The sequence below is a fragment of the Allobosea sp. GW822-FHT03F07 genome (assembly GCF_058801345.1).
The window spans coordinates 19,571-39,025 of the sequence record NZ_JBXAND010000019.1 but is presented as its reverse complement, the minus strand read 5'-3'; the positions used below and the strand labels follow the sequence as shown (position 1 = coordinate 39,025).

The 19,455-nt window shown below is 64.4% G+C and carries 16 protein-coding genes and 1 pseudogene; 15 read left to right on the top strand and 2 right to left on the bottom strand.

Features of this window, described 5'->3' with window-relative positions:
• Window positions 1-34 precede the first annotated feature (34 nt).
• The 15 genes and pseudogenes from AC1RMY_RS25810 to AC1RMY_RS25740 all read left to right on the top strand — a co-directional run bounded on the left by AC1RMY_RS25810 (window position 35) and on the right by AC1RMY_RS25740 (window position 17,646).
• A complete protein-coding gene (locus tag AC1RMY_RS25810) occupies window positions 35-1,774 on the top strand; it encodes a type I secretion system permease/ATPase (protein ID WP_492869490.1) in 1,740 nt (579 codons plus the stop codon).
• Window positions 1,771-3,087, top strand: coding sequence for an HlyD family type I secretion periplasmic adaptor subunit (locus AC1RMY_RS25805; RefSeq protein ID WP_492869488.1), 1,317 nt, complete (start codon window positions 1,771-1,773; stop codon window positions 3,085-3,087). Before AC1RMY_RS25810 ends, AC1RMY_RS25805 begins: the two co-directional genes overlap by 4 nt.
• A gap of 302 nt (window positions 3,088-3,389) precedes the next feature.
• Window positions 3,390-3,616, top strand: a pseudogene (locus AC1RMY_RS25800) (3'-5' exonuclease); the annotation flags it as partial.
• A 499-nt stretch (window positions 3,617-4,115) separates the two neighbouring features.
• Window positions 4,116-5,216 (top strand): ABC transporter ATP-binding protein, encoded by a 1,101-nt coding sequence (locus AC1RMY_RS25795; protein WP_492869486.1) that lies wholly within the window; start codon window positions 4,116-4,118, stop codon window positions 5,214-5,216.
• Window positions 5,217-5,227: 11 nt separating this feature from the next.
• Entirely contained in the window at window positions 5,228-6,307 is a 1,080-nt protein-coding gene (locus AC1RMY_RS25790) for an ABC transporter ATP-binding protein (protein WP_492869484.1), read from the top strand.
• Window positions 6,307-7,209: a carbohydrate ABC transporter permease gene (locus AC1RMY_RS25785; protein WP_492869483.1), complete on the top strand. Its 903-nt coding sequence runs from the start codon at window positions 6,307-6,309 to the stop codon at window positions 7,207-7,209. Before AC1RMY_RS25790 ends, AC1RMY_RS25785 begins: the two co-directional genes overlap by 1 nt.
• Before the next feature lie 8 nt (window positions 7,210-7,217).
• Window positions 7,218-8,093, top strand: coding sequence for a carbohydrate ABC transporter permease (locus tag AC1RMY_RS25780; RefSeq protein ID WP_492869481.1), 876 nt, complete (start codon window positions 7,218-7,220; stop codon window positions 8,091-8,093).
• Window positions 8,093-8,389 carry a DUF2160 domain-containing protein gene (locus AC1RMY_RS25775; RefSeq protein WP_492869479.1) on the top strand — a complete coding sequence of 99 codons (297 nt, stop codon included), beginning with the start codon at window positions 8,093-8,095 and terminating at the stop codon, window positions 8,387-8,389. Before AC1RMY_RS25780 ends, AC1RMY_RS25775 begins: the two co-directional genes overlap by 1 nt.
• Before the next feature lie 90 nt (window positions 8,390-8,479).
• Window positions 8,480-10,219, top strand: coding sequence for an ABC transporter substrate-binding protein (locus AC1RMY_RS25770; protein ID WP_492869477.1), 1,740 nt, complete (start codon window positions 8,480-8,482; stop codon window positions 10,217-10,219).
• Window positions 10,220-10,458: 239 nt separating this feature from the next.
• Window positions 10,459-10,680 carry a hypothetical protein gene (locus AC1RMY_RS25765; protein WP_492869475.1) on the top strand — a complete coding sequence of 74 codons (222 nt, stop codon included), beginning with the start codon at window positions 10,459-10,461 and terminating at the stop codon, window positions 10,678-10,680.
• Between the two features lie 228 nt (window positions 10,681-10,908).
• A complete protein-coding gene (locus tag AC1RMY_RS25760; RefSeq protein ID WP_492869473.1) occupies window positions 10,909-13,038 on the top strand; it encodes a TonB-dependent siderophore receptor in 2,130 nt (709 codons plus the stop codon).
• The gene (locus tag AC1RMY_RS25755) at window positions 13,038-14,117 is read left to right on the top strand and encodes an ABC transporter substrate-binding protein (RefSeq protein WP_492869471.1); all 1,080 of its coding nucleotides are present in this window, start codon (window positions 13,038-13,040) and stop codon (window positions 14,115-14,117) included. The genes AC1RMY_RS25760 and AC1RMY_RS25755 overlap by 1 nt, the downstream gene beginning before the upstream one ends.
• Window positions 14,114-15,160 (top strand): FecCD family ABC transporter permease, encoded by a 1,047-nt coding sequence (locus tag AC1RMY_RS25750; RefSeq protein ID WP_492869469.1) that lies wholly within the window; start codon window positions 14,114-14,116, stop codon window positions 15,158-15,160. The genes AC1RMY_RS25755 and AC1RMY_RS25750 overlap by 4 nt, the downstream gene beginning before the upstream one ends.
• Window positions 15,157-15,894, top strand: coding sequence for an ABC transporter ATP-binding protein (locus tag AC1RMY_RS25745; protein WP_492869467.1), 738 nt, complete (start codon window positions 15,157-15,159; stop codon window positions 15,892-15,894). Before AC1RMY_RS25750 ends, AC1RMY_RS25745 begins: the two co-directional genes overlap by 4 nt.
• Before the next feature lie 579 nt (window positions 15,895-16,473).
• Window positions 16,474-17,646: an alpha/beta hydrolase gene (locus tag AC1RMY_RS25740; protein WP_492869466.1), complete on the top strand. Its 1,173-nt coding sequence runs from the start codon at window positions 16,474-16,476 to the stop codon at window positions 17,644-17,646.
• Window positions 17,647-18,083: 437 nt separating this feature from the next.
• Here the strand turns inward: AC1RMY_RS25740 and AC1RMY_RS25735 are convergent, their stop codons facing one another.
• Together AC1RMY_RS25735 and AC1RMY_RS25730 are read right to left on the bottom strand one after the other, a co-directional pair.
• Window positions 18,084-18,530: a hypothetical protein gene (locus AC1RMY_RS25735; RefSeq protein WP_492869464.1), complete on the bottom strand. Its 447-nt coding sequence runs from the start codon at window positions 18,528-18,530 to the stop codon at window positions 18,084-18,086.
• 181 nt (window positions 18,531-18,711) lie between these two features.
• The gene (locus AC1RMY_RS25730; protein WP_492869462.1) at window positions 18,712-19,392 is read right to left on the bottom strand and encodes a TetR/AcrR family transcriptional regulator; all 681 of its coding nucleotides are present in this window, start codon (window positions 19,390-19,392) and stop codon (window positions 18,712-18,714) included.
• Between the last annotated feature and the right edge of the window lie 63 nt (window positions 19,393-19,455).

Below are 19,455 nucleotides of genomic sequence, written 5' to 3'. Positions count from 1 at the left end.
CTTGCGAATGCGCTTGATGCGCTGAGGAATCGTTGTGAAGCGTGCTGCTACGCCTGCCAAGAGTGCCTCCGTCGTCTCGACGGCGCTGGCCAACTGCTGGAGTGCCTTCCTGACTGTCGGCGTGTTTTCGGGCGTCATCAACGTCCTGATGCTGGCCGGCTCGTTCTACATGCTTCAGGTTTACGATCGGGTGCTGAGTTCGCGCAGCGTGCCAACTTTGATCGGAATATCGCTGCTCTTGCTGGCAGCCTACTGCCTTCAGGGCGTTCTCGATGCCGTCCGGGTCCGGATGCTCGCGCGCATCGGCGCACGGTTCGACGAGCAGGTCTCGCCGACGGCCTTTGCCGCCGCGCAGAAGCTGCCCTTGCTGGGTATGCGTGCCGATCAGGCTCAGCAGCCGATCCGCGACCTGGATGCCATTCGCGGCTTCCTGTCGTCGTTGGGACCGACCGCGCTCTTCGACATGCCTTGGATGCCACTGTTCTTCGCCGGCTGCTTCCTGCTGCATCCCTGGTTAGGATGGCTTGCCGTCAGCGGCGGCGTCATCATCCTGTTCCTGACCTTCCTGACCGAGCGCCGCAGCATTGATGCGAACACGGCCCAGATGGCCAGCGGCGGGGCGCGTCAGGCGATCGCGGATGCCAGCCGTCGCAACGCCGAGGCCTTGAGCGCGATGGGAATGGCGCCGGCGTTTCAGGCCAAATGGCGGAAAGCCAATCTGCGCTATGTGCGTGACTGGCTCATCGCGTCCGATTCCACCAGCGGCATCGGCGCCTTCGCCAAGGTCTTCCGGATGATCCTTCAATCGGCCGTTTTGGGGCTCGGCGCCTATCTCGTCATTCTCGGCGAATTATCCGGCGGCGCCATGATCGCAGCCTCGATCATGACCTCGCGGGCGTTGGCCCCGATCGAGACGGCGGTTGCGAACTGGAAGGGCTTCACCGCCGCCCGCCAGGGTTTTGCGCGACTGAAACAGGTCCTCGATTCACCTGCGTTCGCCGTTCGCGAGCGCACGGTTCTGCCAGCGCCCCAGCGCGAGATCAGTGTCAACAATCTGCTGGTAGCGGCGCCCGGTCGGCAGTCTCCCATTCTGCAGGGCATCTCCCTGCGCTTGGAAGCCGGACAGGGCTTGGGTGTCATCGGTCCCAGCGCATCGGGCAAATCGACGCTGGCGCGGGCTCTGGTCGGCGTCTGGTGCCCGTTGAAAGGCGATGTCAGACTGGATGGGGCCGCCCTCGATCAATGGGCGCCCGGCGACCTCGGCCGACATGTCGGCTATCTGCCTCAGGACATCGAGCTCTTCGAAGGCACGGTCGCGGCAAACATTGCCCGCTTCGACGATGCGGCAACCGATGAGGCCATCGTTGCCGCAGCGATGGCCGCTGGCGCGCATGATCTGATCGTCAAGCTTGAACAGGGCTATGACACCCCGATCGGCGAGGGCGGCTCTGCTCTATCGGGCGGCCAACGCCAACGGATCGGATTGGCCAGGGCACTCTACGGCGATCCGTTTCTGGTCGTGCTCGACGAGCCGAACTCCAATCTTGACCATGATGGTGATGAGGCTCTCACGCGGGCGATCCGAAGCGTGCGCGAGCGCGGCGGCATCGTCGTCGTCATCACCCATCGGCAGACCGCGATTGCCGGCGTCGACCAGGTTGCGATGATGGCCGAGGGACGCGTCCAGGCCTTCGGACCGAAAGCGGAGGTTCTGCAGAAAGTGATGAAGCAGGGCGGCTTGCCGACCATCCAGCGCCAGGCGATGATGCCATGAAGAGCGACCAGGACGATCAGCACGAGTTTCGAAGCGCTCTGCGCCGGTTGGCGCTTATCGGCGGCGCCAGTGTGCTGCTGTTTTCCGGGACGATCGGCGTCTGGGCGGTCACGACAACCCTGTCGGGCGCAGTTGTCGCCTCCGGCCAGTTCGTCATTGAAGGCAACGTCAAGAAGGTTCAGCACGCGACCGGCGGCATCGTCGGCGAATTGAAGGTGCGCGAAGGGCAGCGGGTCGCGCAGGACGAGATCCTGATCCGGCTGGACGATACCCTCACCCGGGCCAATCTCCAGGTTGTCACCAAGCAGCTCGACGAGTTCGCCGCCCGGAAGGCTCGGCTCGAGGCCGAGCGTGACACGAAGGCTGTCGTGAGCGTTGCCCCCGAACTCGCCCACCGGCTCGGCGACCCGGCCATTGCAGAACTCGTCCTGGCCGAACAACACCTCTTCGTCGCCCGCCGCACGGCCCGCGACGGTCAGAAGGCGCAGCTTGCCAAGCGGGTTGGCCAGCTCCGCGACGAGATCGGCGGCCTGCGATCTCAACAGGGCGCGCGCGATCATCAGGCGACGCTGATCGAGCAGGAACTCGTCAGCGTTCGATATCTGCACGGGAAAGACCTCGTTTCGCTTTCACGGAAAGTGGCCTTGGAGCGGGAGGCTGCCGGCCTCGAAGGTCAAAAGGGCCAGTTGGTCGCCGCCATCGCGCAGGCCGAAGGCAAGATCGCCGAGACCGAGCTTCAGGCCATCCAGGTCGACGACGCTTTGCGCGAAGAGGTGATGAAGGAGCTCCGCGAAATCCAGAGCAAGAGCGGAGAGTTGGTCGAGCGACGCATCGCGGCCGAGGATCAGCTCAAGCGCATCGATATTCGCGCGCCGATGGCAGGCTTCGTCCACCAGCTCGCAGTGCACACCGTCGGGGGCGTCATCACGCCGGCCGAGCCGGCCATGCTCATCGTCCCGGTGGAAGACGGCCTGCAACTGGAGACCAGGATCAATCCGCCCGACATCGACCAGGTCGCGCTTGGTCAAAGAGCCCAGGTCAAACTCCACGCCTTCAACCAGCGCACCACTCCCGAGCTCGTCGGAACCGTGGAGCGCATCTCGGCCGATACCAGTCGCGATCAGCAGACCGGCGCGGTCTTCTACACGATCCGGGTTGCAGTGGCTCCAGCCGAGTTGGCCCGTGTCACGCCGCTACGCGTCGTCGCAGGCATGCAGGCCGATGTGTTCATGACGACGGAAGACCGGTCCCCCCTTGAGTTCATCGTCAAGCCGCTAAGGGATCAGATCGGAAAGGCCTTTAAAGAAAGATGATCGTCGTAAACGGCTCCGAGAGTTGGCTTGAGATTATATCGCTATATCAATCACATAAGTGTTCGCAGTTTTATCCTGAATGGCGCGCCATAACAATCAATAACTTAGCCCCTATTTTTACTGCCCGCAGATTCGGTCGGGTAAGTCGATGGGGTGGTTTCGCGCCGATTTGCCTCGGGTCTTGCCATTGTCAGGCAGCCCCGACGAACCCGGTTGGCCACTATCCACCGTAGACCGGACCAAGTTCTGAAACTTTTCATTTCGGACGGCATTTTCGGCATTGGCTTGGCTCCTCTTGTATCGTGATGCATGTCGTCGATGGCTGCATCCCCCCGGATCTGGACGTCGGCGCCAACGAGGCGGTCGAGGAGGAGCGCCAGCTGCACTATGTCGCGATGACGCGCGCCAAGGACGATCTGCAACTCGTCGTGCCGCAGCGCTCCTTCACCCACGGACAGTCCTCGACCGGTGACCGGCGCGTCTGCGCGTCGCGAACGCGTTTCGTCCCCAACGCTCCTCGGCCAGTTCGACCGCACGGCCTGACCAATCGCCGGAGCGGGCCGCGAGCAACGGCCCGCGGATCGATATCCGTGCCCAGATGCGAGGGATGCGGCGCTGGCGGTCGTTATCGTCGAGTCCCGCCCGGCTGGCTTTCATCGATCGTGATGGCCTGGCGCCCATTGCGAAAGATGTTTTTGCGGCAACCGATCTCGAAGCCCTCGTGGACAAGACTGATTGGCGCTATTCTTGGCTTGCGCGCAACCGCCACCCGACTACTGCGCACCCGTGACACGAGGGCTCGTGACATGCAGGCTGGTGTCGAGAGAAGGTCGAATCCGGGCCGGTGTTCGGCACCGACCCTGCGCATGCGAGCCAGCCATCTCCCGGCAAACGGGGCAACGGGCGAACCAAGAGCGCTGGACGAACGCGGGTCCGCGCCGGTCGGACGAACAGCGGGAAATGCTCGACGCACTGATGCATGAGATCGTTCACACTCCGGTAACCCGGAGGGCTTGAAGGAGGCTGGAGTGGGTCTTGTTCTCGACAAGGTGCGTCGCGACGTCGGAGCGCAGACGCATATTCACGAGACGACGCTGCGGCTTCCACCGGGAACGATGACCGTGCTGCTCGGCGCGACGCTGGCGGGAAAGACCTCGCTGATGCGGCTGATGGCCGGCCTCGACAGACCGACATCGGGGCGCATCCTGGTCGATGAGGGCGGCCGAGAGCGGGATGTGACCGGCCTGGCCGTGCGCGAGCGCTCGGTCGCGATGGTCTACCAGCAATTCATCAACTACCCGAACCTCAGCGTTTTCGAGAACATCGCCTCGCCGCTCAGGGTCAAAGGGCTGCCCAAGGCGGAGATCGAGAGCAAGGTGCGAGCAATGGCTCGCCTGATGCAGCTCGACCCCTTCCTCGAGCGGACGCCTCTCAACCTCTCCGGCGGGCAGCAGCAGCGCACCGCCATGGCTCGCGCGCTGATCAAGGGCGCCGATCTTGTCCTGCTCGACGAGCCGCTGGCCAACCTCGACTACAAGCTGCGCGAGGAACTGCGCGAGGAGCTGCCGAAGATCGTCCGCATGTCGAACGCGACAGTCGTCTACGCCACGACCGAACCGCAGGAAGCGCTGCTGCTGGGCGACCATACCGCCACGCTCTGGCAGGGCCGGGTGACGCAGTACGGGACGAGCGCAGAGGTCTATCGCCGGCCGCGGGACCTGATCACGGCGCGCATCTTCTCCGACCCGCCGCTCAACATCCTGCCCGTCACCAAGAGAGGCGCTGACATCCTCCTGCCCGGCGGCGACAGCGCCGCCGCGACCGGAGCGCTCACCGGTCTGGCGGATGGCGATTATCAACTCGGCTTCCGCGCACATCATCTGGCGCTGCAAGCTGGAACCGGATCGAGCCTGCGCTTCGAAGGCATGGTGACGGTGGCCGAGATCACCGGCTCGGAAAGCTTCGTCCATGTCGAGTGCAATGGTTTGCGCTGGGTGGCGCTCGCCCCCGGCGTGCACGAGCTGGAGCCGGGCGCGTCGATCACTGTCCATGTCGAGCCGGCCACGGTCTTCGTCTTCGACCCCGATGGGGGGCTCGCTTACGCCCCGGCCTTCCTCTCGGCCGCTTGAGGAGACACGAGATGGCGCGCATCGAGCTTTCCGATCTCGCCCATTCCTACAAGCGGGGCGCTTCGGCGCCCGCCGACTTCGCTCTGAAGCCGATGACGCTGACATGGCGTCAGGGCGGCGCCTACGCCTTGCTGGGCCCCTCGGGCTGCGGCAAGACGACGTTGCTCAACATCATCTCGGGTCTTCTCGTCCCATCGCATGGCCGCGTGCTGTTCGATGGCCGGGATGTCGCGCATCTGCCAACGGAAGAACGCAACATCGCCCAAGTGTTTCAATTCCCGGTCGTCTACGACACGATGACCGTCTACGAGAATCTCGCCTTCCCACTGCGCAATCGCGGCATGGACGCCGGAGCCGTCGATGGCCGCGTGCGCGAGATCGCAACGCTTCTGGAACTGACCGGCGAGCTCAACCGCAAGGCGAGAGGTCTAACGGCCGACGCCAAGCAGAAGATCTCGCTCGGCCGCGGCCTCGTGCGCCCCGATGTTGCAGCCATCCTCTTCGACGAGCCCTTGACCGTCATCGACCCGCAACTGAAGTGGGAGCTGCGTTCCAAGCTCAAGGCGCTTCACAGAGCGCTCGACGTCACCATGATCTATGTGACGCATGACCAGACCGAGGCGCTGACCTTCGCCGACACCGTGGTTGTGATGCATGATGGCAGGGTCGTGCAGGCCGGGCGGCCGGACGAATTGTTCGAGAAGCCGGCCCATACCTTCGTCGGCTATTTTATCGGCTCACCGGGCATGAACGTGATTCCCGCCTCTGTCGCGGGCAACCGCGCTCATGTCGCAGGAGCGATGATCGAGTTGCCACAGAGCTACGACGTTCCATCAGGCAAGCGGATCGAGATCGGGATCAGGCCCGAATTCGCGACGCTCGCTCGCCCCGGCGAGGGGGTGCCTGTCACGGTCGAGCGTATCGACGATCTCGGCCGCTCCCGGCTGGCGCGCCTGCGCCTGCGAGAACATGCGGTTGCCGCCGGTGTGCCCGACGGGCTCGGCGACATCGGCGAGACCGCGGGGCTCATCCTTCAGCCCGATCATATCCATGTCTATGCCGATGGCGAACGGCTGGAGGGAAAAGCGTGATGGACAAGCCCTATGACAATCGCGCCTGGTTCCTTGTCCTGCCGGTGCTTGCCATCGTCGCCTTCTCGGCGGTGATCCCGCTGATGACGGTGGTGAACTATTCGGTGCAGGACACGTTCGGCAACAACCAGTTCTTCTGGAACGGCACCGGCTGGTTCAAGGAGTTGCTCGACCCGTCGAGCGATCTTGGCGGTCGCGTGCGCGATTCCTTTTGGCGCAACCTCCTGTTCTCCGCGATCATCCTCGCGATCGAGGTGCCGCTGGGCATTGCGGTCGCTCTCGCCATGCCGCGCGAGGGCTGGAAGGTGGCCGCGACGCTGGTGCTGATGGCGATGCCACTGCTCGTGCCATGGAACGTGGTCGGCACGATCTGGCAGGTCTTCGCGCGCGGCGATATCGGGCTGCTCGGCTACACGGTCAACCGGCTCGGCATCGACTACAACTATGTCGCCGATCCGCTTGCCGCCTGGATCACCATCATCGTGATGGATGTCTGGCACTGGACCTCGCTGGTGGCGCTGCTCTGCTATGCCGGCTTGAAATCGATCCCGGACGCCTACTACCAGGCCGCGCGTATCGATGGCGCCAGCCGCTGGGCGGTGTTCCGCTACATCCAGCTCCCGAAGATGCGGCGCGTGCTGATCATCGCCGTGCTGCTGCGCTTCATGGACTCGTTCATGATCTACACCGAGCCCTTCGTCGTCACCGGCGGCGGACCGGGCAATTCGACGACCTTCCTCTCGATCGAATTGGTGAAGCTCGCGCTCGGCCAGTTCGATCTCGGCAAGGCCGCGGCGATGTCGATCGTCTACAACCTGATCATCCTCGCCGTGTGCTGGGTCTTCTACACGGTGATGACCAATCTCGATGTCGAGCGTCGGCGCCCGCCGGCGGATGCGTGAGGGCGGCGATGACAACGGACAGCCTCGGTTCGACCGCCGCGCTCGCCGCCGCCAAGGCGACGCCAAAGGCGCGTTCGGCTTTCCGCTTCAATGGCGGCGCGCTGACGCTCGGCCTTTACCTGATCTTCCTGACCCTGCCGATCTATTGGCTCATCGTGATGAGCCTGAAGACCAATGCCGAGATCAATTCCGGCATGACGCTCTGGCCGCGCGAGATCACGTTCGAGAACTACCGGACGATCTTCACCGATCCGTCCTGGTACTCCGGCTACATCAACTCGCTGACCTATGTGGTCATGAACACGGTGATCTCGATCACGCTGGCGCTGCCGGCAGCCTATGCCTTCTCGCGCTACCGCTTCCTCGGCGACAAGCACCTGTTCTTCTGGCTGCTCTCGAACCGGATGGCGCCTCCGGCGATCTTCGCCCTGCCCTTCTTCAACCTCTATTCGGCGATCGGCCTGTTCGATACGCCACTTGCGGTTGCGTTGGCCCATTGCCTGTTCAATGTGCCGCTCGCGGTCTGGATCCTCGAAGGCTTCATGTCCGGCGTGCCGCGCGAGATCGACGAGACCGCCTATCTCGACGGCTATTCCTTCCCGCGCTTCTTCGTGAAGATCTTCACCCCGATCATCGCCAACGGCATCGGCGTCACCGCCTTCTTCTGCTTCATGTTTTCCTGGGTCGAGCTCTTGCTTGCGCGCACCCTGACCACGGTCAACGCCAAGCCGATCGCCGCCACGATGACGCGCACGGTCTCGGCCGCAGGCATGGACTGGGGATTGCTCGCCGCGGCCGGGGTGCTGACGCTGATCCCCGGAGCGCTCGTGATCTGGTTCGTCCGCAACTACATCGCCAAGGGCTTTGCCCTGGGGAGGGTTTGATGCCCGACTTTGCCTCGATCGATCTGGCATGGATGGCCTGGACACCGCAAACTGGACTGTTCTTCGCCGGACTCTTCGGCCTGCTCGCCCTGATGACGGCGCTGGCGGTCTGGCGGCCCGAACTCGAACGCGTCGGCGTGCTCGGTATCCCGACGACGCGCGGCGACCGGCTCTTCCTGAGCCTGCTCGGCTCGGCCTTCATCCACCTTGCCTGGCTCGGCCTCACGGCGGCTGATCTTTGGTGGGCGTCCGGCCTTTCGCTTCTCTATGCCGCGGCGGTTTTCCGCTTCGTCTAACCACCCACGGAGGCTGCTCTCGGACGACCACCGCCTTCGCAACAAGAAGCCGACAAGGCTCGCAAGAACAATCATCCAGTGGAGGAAACGATGAGAAAGCAGATGCTAGCCGCTACCGCGCTCAGCTCATTGCTAAGCGCCGTGCCCGCCCTCGCCGACATCGACGCGGCGCGACGCTGGATCGACAATGAATTCCAGCCTTCGACGCTGGCCAAGGATGCGCAACTCAAGGAAATGGAGTGGTTCATCAATGCCGCGAAACCATTTGCCGGCATGGAGGTCAATATCGTCTCCGAGACCATCACCACGCATGAATACGAAGCCCGCACGCTGGCCAGGGCCTTCAGCGAGATCACCGGCATCAAGCTCAAGCACGACCTGATCCAGGAAGGCGACGTGGTCGAGAAGCTGCAGACGCAGATGCAATCGGGCCGCAATGTCTATGATGGCTGGATCAACGATTCCGACCTGATCGGCACGCATTTTCGCTACAAGCAGACGGTGAACCTGACCGACTGGATGGCGGGACCAGGCAAGGATGTCACCAACCCGACGCTCGACGTCGACGACTTCATTGGCAAATCCTTCGGCACCGCACCGGACGGCAAGCTCTACCAGCTGCCCGACCAGCAATTCGCGAACCTTTACTGGTTCCGCTACGACTGGTTCACGCGCCCGGACCTCAAGGAGAAATTCAAGGCCAAGTACGGCTACGAGCTTGGCGTGCCGGTCAACTGGTCGGCCTATGAGGATATCGCCGAATTCTTCTCAAACGACATCAAGGAGATCGATGGCGTCCGGGTCTATGGTCATATGGACTACGGCAAGAAGGATCCCTCGCTCGGCTGGCGTTTCACCGATGCCTGGCTCTCGATGGCCGGCAATGGCGACAAGGGTATCCCGAACGGCAAGCCCGTCGATGAATGGGGCATCCGCATGGAGGGCTGCCGGCCGGTCGGCTCCTCGGTCGAGCGCGGTGGCGACACCAATGGCCCCGCCTCGGTCTACGCGGTGCAGAAATATGTCGATTGGCTCAACAAATACGCGCCGCCACAGGCGCGTGGCATGACTTTCTCCGAGTCCGGGCCGGTGCCGGCACAGGGCGCCATCGCCCAGCAGATGTTCTGGTACACCGCCTTCACCGCCGACATGGTCAAGCCCGGCCTGCCGGTCGTGAATGCCGACGGCACCCCGAAATGGCGCATGGCACCATCACCCAAGGGCTCCTACTGGAAGGACGGCATGAAGCTCGGCTACCAGGATGCAGGCTCGCTGACCCTGCTCAACTCGACCCCGCTGGAGAAGCGCAAGGCAGCCTGGCTTTACATGCAGTTCATCGTCTCCAAGTCGGTCAGCCTGAAGAAGAGCCATGTCGGCCTGACCTTCATCCGCGAGAGCGACATCTGGGACAAGAGCTTCACCGAGCGGGCACCGAAGCTCGGCGGCCTGATCGAGTTCTACCGTTCGCCGGCGCGCGTGCAGTGGACGCCCACCGGCAGCAACGTTCCTGACTACCCGCGCCTCGCTCAGCTCTGGTGGCAGAATATCGGCGACGCCTCCTCGGGCGCCAAGACCGCACAAGCAGCCATGGATTCGCTCGCGGCGGCGCAGGATTCGGTGCTCGAACGGCTCGAACGCTCCGGCGTGCAGGGCGATTGCGGCCCGAAGCTGAACCCGAAGCAGACCGCGGAAGCCTGGTTCGCAAAATCGAAGGCGGATGGCAACATCGCGCCGCAGCCCAAGCTCGCCAACGAGAAGCCCAAAGGCGAGACGATAGACTACGATACGCTGATCAAGTCCTGGCCTGCGACACCGCCCAAGAAGAATTGAAACAGAAGCTCCAGGGATGCGGGCGGACAATGCGAGCCGCCCGCGTTCCATTCGGCAGCCCGATGTCATCCCGTGCATCGGTCCGACGTCGACACGCGCAGCCCAATGAGTCGTTGCCGACACAGCCGTCAGCGCGGCATCGCCGGCTCAACGGCTGAGGCGAACCCCAGATGAGCCCGACTTCCTGGCTCCCCGGCCAAGCCTCCCCCCTCGCCCAGCTGAATGGGGCGGGGTTGGCGATGCCCTTCAAATCGCTCGGTCACAATCTGCCGCTGCTCTGCCGAGACGTCCGCGTCTCTCGCACCATCTACAGCAGCAATGGCGACGATCCCGGATCAGCTGACGCGGACGAGCGCGGCCGTGAATGTCGCGATACGGGCTCCCAGCTTACGCGCGGCGTTGATCGGGAGGCCATTGCCCTGCAACTGTTCGGCAAAGCGCCAGCTGTCCTCGCGATCTGAAATCTGGATGAATCTGCCGTATCGAAAGCAGGTATTGAGACCAGATGACCTTAAGTATAATAAATCTATTTATATATGCATTATTACTTTAACTCGGCACGCATAATTATTGCACATTAGAGTAACTATAATTAAAATAAACCCAACCAATATTGCGCTGCATCAGAAATTTCGTTAACTCGATTCCGCCGCCGGCTGATCGCCGTTTCCAATTCCACGAGAATTTCGATGCCCATCCTTCGCCACCCGCTTTGCGCTATGGTCTCGCTTGCCTGGGCTTGGCCGCTGACCGCAGCAGCGCAAGCTCCGGCAACGCCGGACGCCATCGTGCTCGACGAGATCAGCGTACAGGGCGACGGTGCGACCCGCGGTTACCAGCCCCTGCGCTCGTCGATCGCGGGCGGAGCCGACAAGCCGCTGATCGACATCCCGCAATCGGTCAGTGTGGTGCCACAGCAGGTGTTGCGCGACCAGGCGGCGCGCAGCCTGGACGATGCGCTCAGCAATGTCGCCGGCGTCATCCAGACCAACACGCTCGGCGGCACGCAGGACGCCTTCGTCAAGCGCGGTTTCGGCGACAACCGGGACGGCTCGATCATGCGCGACGGCCTGCGCGTCGCCCTGCCCCGGGCCTTCGACGCCACAGCCGAGCGTGTCGAGGTGCTGAAAGGCCCAGCGACGCTGCTCTTCGGCATCCTCGATCCGGGCGGCTTGGTCAATGTCGTCACCAAGAAGCCGGAGTTCACCCAGAAGGGCTCGATCGAGACGCGCGCCAGCAGCTATGGCGGCGGCAAGAACGGCGGCGGCACGACGATCGACGTCACCGGTCCGATCGGTCAGAGCGGCTTCGCCTATCGCCTGATCGGCGATCTGCAGACCGCCGATTACTGGCGTGAATACGGCATCAACCGGACGCGCATGATCGCGCCGTCGCTGAGCTATTTCGGCCCCGACACGACGATCCGCGCCTATGCGCTCTATTCGCAGTACAAGGTCCCGTTCGATCGCGGCACGATCTTCGACCCGGCGACCGGACGCGCCGTTCGCGTTCCCGCGAAGCGGCGCTTCGACGAGCGTTACAACGTCACCGAGGGCGAGAACCAGATCGCCGGAATCGAGATCGACCACCGCTTCAATGCCGATTGGTCGCTGAAGGCCCATTACGCCTACAGCCACAATTGGTATGGCGACAATCAGGCGCGTGTCACCGCCTATAACCGCACGACCGGCGCGCTGACCCGGCGCGCCGACGCGACCCAGGATTCCAACCTCGACGTCCACGCGCTGCGCGTCGACCTGACTGGCCGGCACAACCTATTCGGCTTGACCAACGAGTTCCTGATCGGCGCGTCCTATGACTACAGCAAGGTGATCCGAACCGATCTGATCCGCGGCCCGACCTCGACCAGCTTCAACATCTACCGGCCGGTGCACGGCCTGCTGCCGCGCAGCTACAATGTCATCGCCACGGACAGCGACCAGACCGAGCGGCTCGAGACGGCCTCCGTCTATGTGCAGGACACGCTCTGGCTCACCGACCGCCTGAGCTTCGTCGGCGGCGCCCGCCTCCAGGCCTTCGACCAGTTCGCCGGGCGCGGACGCCCCTTCTCGGCCAACACCGACATCAGCGGCAACAAGGTCATCCCGCGCGCGGGCATTCTCTACAAGCTCACGCCGGCGATTTCGATCTATGCGAGCTATACCGAGTCATTCAAGCCGAACTCCCAGATCGCGCAGGCGATCGGCGCGCTGCCGCCGGAGGAGGGCAAATCCTACGAGGTCGGCGCCAAGGCCGAGCTGCCCTTCGGCCTGACCGCGACGGCGGCGGTCTTCGACATCGACAAGCGCAACGTGCTCTATACCGAGACGGTCGGCGGCACGACCATAGCCCGCACCGCCGGGCGGGTGCGCTCGCGCGGCGCCGAGATCGAGGTCGCCGGCAACCTTACCTCGCAGCTCAGCGTCATCGCCAACTACGCCTATACGGACCTCAAGGTCTCCGACGATCCGACGCTGGCGCCCGGATCGAGCCTGCCCAATGTCGCGCGCAACAGCGGAGCTCTGTTCGTGAGCTATGATTTCGGCCAGTTCGGACCCGGTAAGCTGCGCGCCGGCGGCGGCGTCCGCTATGTCGGCGAACGCCCCGGCGATGCCGCCAATTCGTTCTACCTGCCGGAATATGCGGTCGCCGATCTCTTTGTCGCCTATGATACGAAGCTCGACGGCAATCCGCTGAGCCTGCAGCTCAACGTCAAGAACCTGTTCGACAAGGTCTACTATCCGTCGGCGGTCAACAATCTCAACGTCGCCGTCGGTGAACCCTTCCAGGCGCTCGTCACAGCGCGGCTGGGCTTTTGATGCGCGGCGTTTTCTCAGGCGCGCTTCTGGCCGTCCTGGCGGCGGCGCAACCGGCGGCTGCCGATGCCGTTACCTTCGCGGATCTCGCCGGCCGCCAGGTCGCGCTGCCGGCGCCAGCGGCGCGCATCGTCTCGCTGCCGATCCCGGCCGCGCCGACGCTGATGGCGCTCGACCGCTCGCCAGGCCGGCTCATCGGCATGCATCCGATCGTCCGCACGATCGCGAGAGAGAGCCTGCTCGCGCGCATCTTTCCCGGCGTCGAGCATGTCGACACGGGATTCATGCTCTCGGGCGGCGCCGCCTTCATGCCGAATGTCGAGGCGATAGCTGCGGCAAAGCCAGATCTCGTCCTGCAGCGCGGCGAGCGCGGCGCCGATATCATCGGGCCCCTGCTCAATGCCGGCCTCACCACCGCGCTGATCATCTATGGCGACGAAGAAGTCAGCCGCCGCAACATCGCCATGCTGGGCGCGGCGATCGCAAGGGACGAGCGCGCCAAGGCGATCCTCGACTGGCGCAGCGCGGTGGCGGAGCGCCTCGCGCCGCTGCGCCAGACGGCCGCCAAGACGCGCGCGCCGCGCGTGCTGTTCCTCTCGCGATCGGCCGGCCGCTTCGTTGCCACCGGCGAGGACAGCATCGTGGGCCACGCGATCGCGCTCGCCGGCGGACGCAGCGCCGCCGAAGGGCTGACCGGCTCCAAGACAGCCTCGGCCGAACAGATGATGATCTGGGATCCCGACGTCATCGTGCTCAACAGCGCCGTGCCCGACCTGACGCCGCAAACGATCTTCAACGACCCTATCCTCTCCGGGACCAAGGCAGCGAAGGACAAGCGGGTCTACAAGATCCCGACCGGCGCCTATCGCTGGGAGCCGGCAACCCAGGAGAACCCGTTTCTCTGGCTCTGGCTGGCAACGCTCATCCACGATGCCGATCCCCGCATCGACCTGCGTGCCGAGCTGCGCAGCGGACTGCGCGACCTCTACGGCTTCGAGGCCAGCGAAGCCGATCTCGACCAGGTCTTGCGGATCGGCGTGAATGGCGCGTCCCGCAGCTATGAGCGCCTCGCCCGGCCATGACCTCGGCGGTCGCCTTATCACGGCCGCGCCATCGCGAGGCAGCACTCGTCCTTGCGGCGCTTGCGGGGCTGCTCGCGCTTGCCATGCTGGCCTCGCTCTGTGCCGGCCGGCTCGCCATCCCGCCTGGCACCGCTCTCGGCATTGTTGCGTCGCGGATCCTGCCGGTCGAGCCATCCTGGAGCGAGCTTCAGGAGCGCATCGTCCTGCTGGTGCGCCTGCCGCGCGTGCTGCTGGCCGCAATGTGCGGGGCCGCGCTCGCGGCAGCCGGAGCGGCGCTGCAAGGCGTGCTGCGCAATCCGCTCGTCTCCCCCCATATCCTCGGCGTTTCATCCGGTGCCTCCTTCGGTGGCGCGGTCGCGATCCTGCTCGGCCTCTCGGGCGCGGTCCTGATCGGCTCAGCTTTCCTGGCCGGCTGCGCCGCCCTGCTGATGGTCGGCGTCATCGCCCGCGTCGACGGCCGTTCGGGCACGGTCACGGTGGTGCTGACCGGCGTGATCGTCGCCGCCCTGTTCAGCGCGCTCGTCAGCCTCGTGCAGTTCGTCGCGGAACCGGATTCCTCCCTGCCGGCGATCGTGTTCTGGCTGATGGGCAGCTTCGCCGCATCGACCTGGCGGCACGTCGCCGCCGCGGCTCCGACGCTGGCGGCGGGGCTCGCCCTGCTGATCGCGCTGCGCTTCCGCATCAACGTGCTGTCGTTGGGCGAGGATGATGCGCGCGCGCTCGGCCTGCCGGTCGAGCGCGATCGCTGGCTCGTCTTTCTCACCGTCGCTCTGATGGAGGCAACGGTCGTGGCGTTCGCCGGCGTCATCGGCTGGGTCGGGCTCGTCGTGCCGCATGCGGCGCGGATGGTGTCGGGCGAGGACCATCGCCTGCTGATCCCGGCCTCGGCCCTGCTCGGCGGTTCCTATCTGCTGCTCGTCGACACGATCGCGCGCACGATGAGCACGGCGGAGATTCCGCTCGGCGTCCTGACCGCCATCGTCGGCGCCCCGGTCTTCGCGCTGCTGCTGCGCCATCGCCAACGGCAGGAGTTGTCGGCTTGATCGCGCTGCGCGGAGCCGGCATCAGGCGCGGGAAGCGCTGGATCTTCCGCGGGCTCGACCTCTCGCTCGCCGCCGGGCGCTGCCTCGCCGTGCTCGGGCCCAACGGCCGCGGCAAGACCACCCTGATCAAGGCGGTGACGGGGCTCGAGGCACTGCATGAAGGCCACCGCTCCGCGCCGCCTCTGGTCGCCTATGTGCCGCAGGTCATCGCGCCGCTGCCCTATCGCGCCCTCGACATCGTCGTGATGGGCCGCGCCCGCGATCTCGGCCTGTTCGGGACGCCACGCCGTGCCGACTACGATATCGCCCAGGAGGCGCTGGAGCGGATCGGCGCCGGGGCCTTCGCCGAGCAGCGGCTCGACAGGCTCTCGGGCGGCGAGCGCCAGCTCGTGCTGCTGGCGCGCGCGCTGGCCACCGGCTCGCCTGCCCTCGTGCTCGACGAGCCGGCATCGGCGCTGGACCTCGCCAATCAGAGCCGCCTCGTCGCGGTGCTGCGGCAGCTGCGCAATGCCGGGCAGCACGCGATCCTGTTCAGCACGCATCTGCCGACACACGCACTGGAGATCGCCGACGAGGCCCTGCTGCTGATGGGGCCGGAGGACCAGCGCCAGGGACCGGCCGAAACGGTGATGAGCGAGGACAACCTCACGGCGCTCTACGGCACACCGATTCGACGCCGAAGCGTCCTAATCGAGGGGCATGGTGCCGTGGAGACGATCATCTCGCTGCTCTAGAGGCTGTTGTGAACTCTGGTCAGCCAGGCGGACGGCTCGTTGGACGGAACCGTTCAAATACATCCCGTTGAGTCCGGAAGGCTCGACCTATCTCGCAACGGGTGTGGAAATCCGGTCGCGTTTCGAGGGCCGTGCCAACCTCAAACTGGGAATCTGCCTCGGACGGTGGCTTTGTCTGGCATCGGCTGATGCCCTATGCGCCAGAACCGACATCATCACGCGGCTCTGGCGCGCTTGCCTTGGTCCTGCACAAAGACGTTGCCGGTGCAGCTCAGTCGCGCGCAAACTCGCTGCCGGGTCTCGATATCGTGGACGCCCACGGTCAGCTGGGCCGCTTCCGCCGAACATGCCTGGAGGAAAAGCCGGTACCGGGCGCTACGCCCTGAGCGCAGCGTCGACTGTGTCTATTGATATGGCTCCAATATCACTAGATACAAAACAATATATTGGACCTGAGAGGCCTTTTCGACGAGCGTTCTTTTGCCGTCCGAATGTCCGTCAGGACCTGCGCATCCTGAGCGCCCTGCGGTTCGCAACGGTTGCGTTGTCGGATCGCTCGAAGCAGGCAAGTGAAGAGCCATGACCAAGGTTTCCAGCGGGTTGAGACGACGTCACATCCTGCCCCAACCGCTACTTCTCATCGCCGTTCTTCCACTCTGCGTGGGTTTGATGGGGTGTGCGGGCCTGCCCAAAGGCGTCCTGACGCCGGTCGAGGTAACGGTTCCACATACGTCGCGGGTCAATCTTCTCGTCGCGACCACGCGGGCGCCAAGCCCAGATCGGGCGGTCCTGTTTTCAGGAGAGCGCGGGGAGACGTTGCAGTCCACCGAGCTCACGGTTTCGATTCCCCCTCCGGAAAACCGTCAGGTCGGACAGGTCCAGTGGCCGAAGCAATTGCCTCCGAATCCCGCGACTGACTTCGCGACAACGAGGGTCAAGGCCTTGTCCAGTCCCGGCGAGATCCGCGGATGGGTGAAGCAGCATCTGCCGCGCAGCCGCCGCGTCCTGATCTTCGTGCACGGGTTCAACAATCGCTACGAGGATGCGGTCTATCGTTTCGCCCAGATCGTGCACGATTCCCGCACCGACGTCGCACCGATCCTGTTCACCTGGCCTTCTCGGGGCAATGTCCTCGATTACGCCTATGACAGGGAAAGCACGAACTATTCCCGGACGCAGCTCGAGGAGGTTCTGCGGCAAGCCGCGCGGGACCCCCTCGTCGGCGAAGTCACGATCATGGCCCACTCGATGGGAAGCTGGCTCGTTGTCGAGGCACTGCGCCAAATGGCGATGCGCGACGGTCGTGTCGCGCCGTCGATCAGGAACGTCATTCTGGCGTCGCCGGATATCGATGTTCAGGTTTTCCGCAAGCAGTGGCTGGAACTCGGGTCGCAGCGTCCACAGCTCACATTGTTCGTATCGCAGGACGACAAGGCCCTCGATATCTCGCGCCTCATCGGCGGCGCTGTCGACCGGCTCGGCCAGATCAATCCGGCCGCCGAGCCGTACAGGTCCGAGCTTGAAAAGGCCGGCGTGACAGTCCTGGATCTGACGGCGCTCAAGAGCGGCGATCCTCTCAACCACGGCAAGTTCGCGGAGCGCCCCGAGGTCGTGCGGCTGCTCGGCGAGCGGCTCGTGGCCGGGCAGGTGATCGCAGACGGCAAGATCGGCACCGGCGACCAGATCGGGATCGTCGCGGCAGGGGCGGCCCAATCGGTCAAAGGCGCCGCGAGCCTCGTCAATTTCCGATGACGGCTTATCCTTCGGAACTGGACCTGATCAAAGCCCAGTACCACCCTTCCACCTGCGCCGGCGCGGCCACGACCCTCGCGTCGCCGCCGAAGCGAAAGGCCGCAGGTACTGCTGGCAAAGCGCTACCTGAGCGCCGTCCGATTTAACCTGCCCCGTGAAGCGGAGATCCGGCGCCGCCTTACGCAGTTCCAGCGACGTGAGCTTGTCGAGAAGGCATCGGAAGGACGAAGCCGAGCTTCATGGTTTAAAACGCTGGCTCGAAGCGGCCGAAGGCGAGAGGGCGATCGCGCCCTGCGTGGCCGGCAAGTCTCAATAGAATGTCTTGAGCAGACGAGATTGGATCGTGTCGCTGGTCAACGCTGCGCCGATTCCATGATCCGAGCGCCAATACGGCACCGTTAGGGACGGCGACATTCGCTTATCGCCGTCACCGGCCTTCATTCGCCGCGTTTGACCCGGAGCCATTCCCGCTTGAGGATCGCTTGCGTGGCCTGGGTGATGTCGCGGCTGATGACCTCGATGCGGTCCTCGATATCCAGTTCCGGCGGCGGGGCGCGAAGCCGGTCGACCCCCTCCCTCATCAGGGCATTGAGCTGCTGATGGTCCTGTTCCAGCGGGTTGAGCATGAGTTCGATCTTGGACACCGTCCGCAGCAGGCTCTCCACGCGCCTGAACAGCTCGGGATCCCGGGCGATGACGATGCTGGTCGGTTCCTCCACGGTCTGGCGGATCGCTGCCACGGTCAGGAACTGCGAGTTCAGGCTCGCCACCAGGTCGCGCATCGTCTCGATCCATTTCTGGCGGTTGACCGACAGCACGTCGGCCTTGAACCGGAACGTGGCGATCCGCGTGTTGACGAAGGGACCGGCGATCGAGGCGATCATCGCCGTGCAGGCCACGACCAGGGTGATCCACTGCGGGTTGAAGTCCATGATGGTTGTCCAGAATAAGGGCGCGTCGGCAAGCCACTCGTCCGAAATGGCGCGTCCGGCTTGCGTGCGAAGGTGAGGCAGGCCGTGCAGCCTGCGATCAGGATGGTCATGGCGTGCAGCAGCGAGGTGATCATCACGCTTGCCGCTCGTCGGGGCGGATCGGACCGGCCATGCCCTGTCGGGTGAGGTCGTGCTGCCAGCGGACGCTGCAGTTGCGGAGAATATCCCCGACCACGGCCGTGCAATCCGCGTCCGTCAGGAACGCCTGTCCGGGCACCAGAAGGCGTTCGATGACATGCGCAAGGCACTGCCGCGCAAACTCCTCTGCCGCGGCACGGCTGTTGTCGATCCGGACGGTGCCGGACGCCGCATGGAGATCGAGATAGCTCGCCATCTGTTCCATGGTCGGGCCGAGGCTGGCCCGCAGGAACTCCTCGCCCAATCGTGGAAAGCTGCCGAGTGCACCGATGATCAGACGGAGGGTGGTGACGGTGGTCGGATGGTTCAGGGTTTCGAGCACGGCGCCCCCGATTTGTCGCATGGCCGAACAGGGGTCTGGCTCGTCCCAATCGAGCGATGGCAAGGCCGCCGCGATCCTCTGTGCTTCCTCCGTTACCAGCGATCTGAACAGGGCTTCCTTGCTGCCGAAATGGTGGTGGAGCGACCGCTTCGAGACGGTGGCTTCCGCCGCAATCTGTTCGATGCTGGTGCCCCTGAAGCCATTCAGGAGAAACACCTGGCGCGCGGCCTCCACAATGTGCCGTCTCGTGAGCGAATTCCTGAGATCATGGCGGCGCTCGTTGTCGTTAGGCATGGGCATTTTGTCCTTTTCGGAGGCCAAGGAATGGGCCCCGGCCGCAGGGGGGCACCGCGGCCG

Excerpts from the sequence above, each read along its gene's own strand:
- AC1RMY_RS25780 (WP_492869481.1), top strand. The coding sequence starts at position 7,218 with ATGACAACGGACAGCCTCGGTTCGACCGCCGCGCTCGCCGCCGCCAAG.
- AC1RMY_RS25735 (WP_492869464.1), bottom strand. The coding sequence starts at position 18,530 with ATGATCGCCTCGATCGCCGGTCCCTTCGTCAACACGCGGATCGCCACG.
- AC1RMY_RS25740 (WP_492869466.1), top strand. The coding sequence starts at position 16,474 with ATGACCAAGGTTTCCAGCGGGTTGAGACGACGTCACATCCTGCCCCAA.
- AC1RMY_RS25775 (WP_492869479.1), top strand. The coding sequence starts at position 8,093 with ATGCCCGACTTTGCCTCGATCGATCTGGCATGGATGGCCTGGACACCG.
- AC1RMY_RS25805 (WP_492869488.1), top strand. The coding sequence starts at position 1,771 with ATGAAGAGCGACCAGGACGATCAGCACGAGTTTCGAAGCGCTCTGCGC.
- AC1RMY_RS25770 (WP_492869477.1), top strand. The coding sequence starts at position 8,480 with ATGAGAAAGCAGATGCTAGCCGCTACCGCGCTCAGCTCATTGCTAAGC.
- AC1RMY_RS25760 (WP_492869473.1), top strand. The coding sequence starts at position 10,909 with ATGCCCATCCTTCGCCACCCGCTTTGCGCTATGGTCTCGCTTGCCTGG.
- AC1RMY_RS25785 (WP_492869483.1), top strand. The coding sequence starts at position 6,307 with ATGGACAAGCCCTATGACAATCGCGCCTGGTTCCTTGTCCTGCCGGTG.
- AC1RMY_RS25750 (WP_492869469.1), top strand. The coding sequence starts at position 14,114 with ATGACCTCGGCGGTCGCCTTATCACGGCCGCGCCATCGCGAGGCAGCA.
- AC1RMY_RS25755 (WP_492869471.1), top strand. The coding sequence starts at position 13,038 with ATGCGCGGCGTTTTCTCAGGCGCGCTTCTGGCCGTCCTGGCGGCGGCG.
- AC1RMY_RS25765 (WP_492869475.1), top strand. The coding sequence starts at position 10,459 with ATGCCCTTCAAATCGCTCGGTCACAATCTGCCGCTGCTCTGCCGAGAC.
- AC1RMY_RS25730 (WP_492869462.1), bottom strand. The coding sequence starts at position 19,392 with ATGCCTAACGACAACGAGCGCCGCCATGATCTCAGGAATTCGCTCACG.
- AC1RMY_RS25790 (WP_492869484.1), top strand. The coding sequence starts at position 5,228 with ATGGCGCGCATCGAGCTTTCCGATCTCGCCCATTCCTACAAGCGGGGC.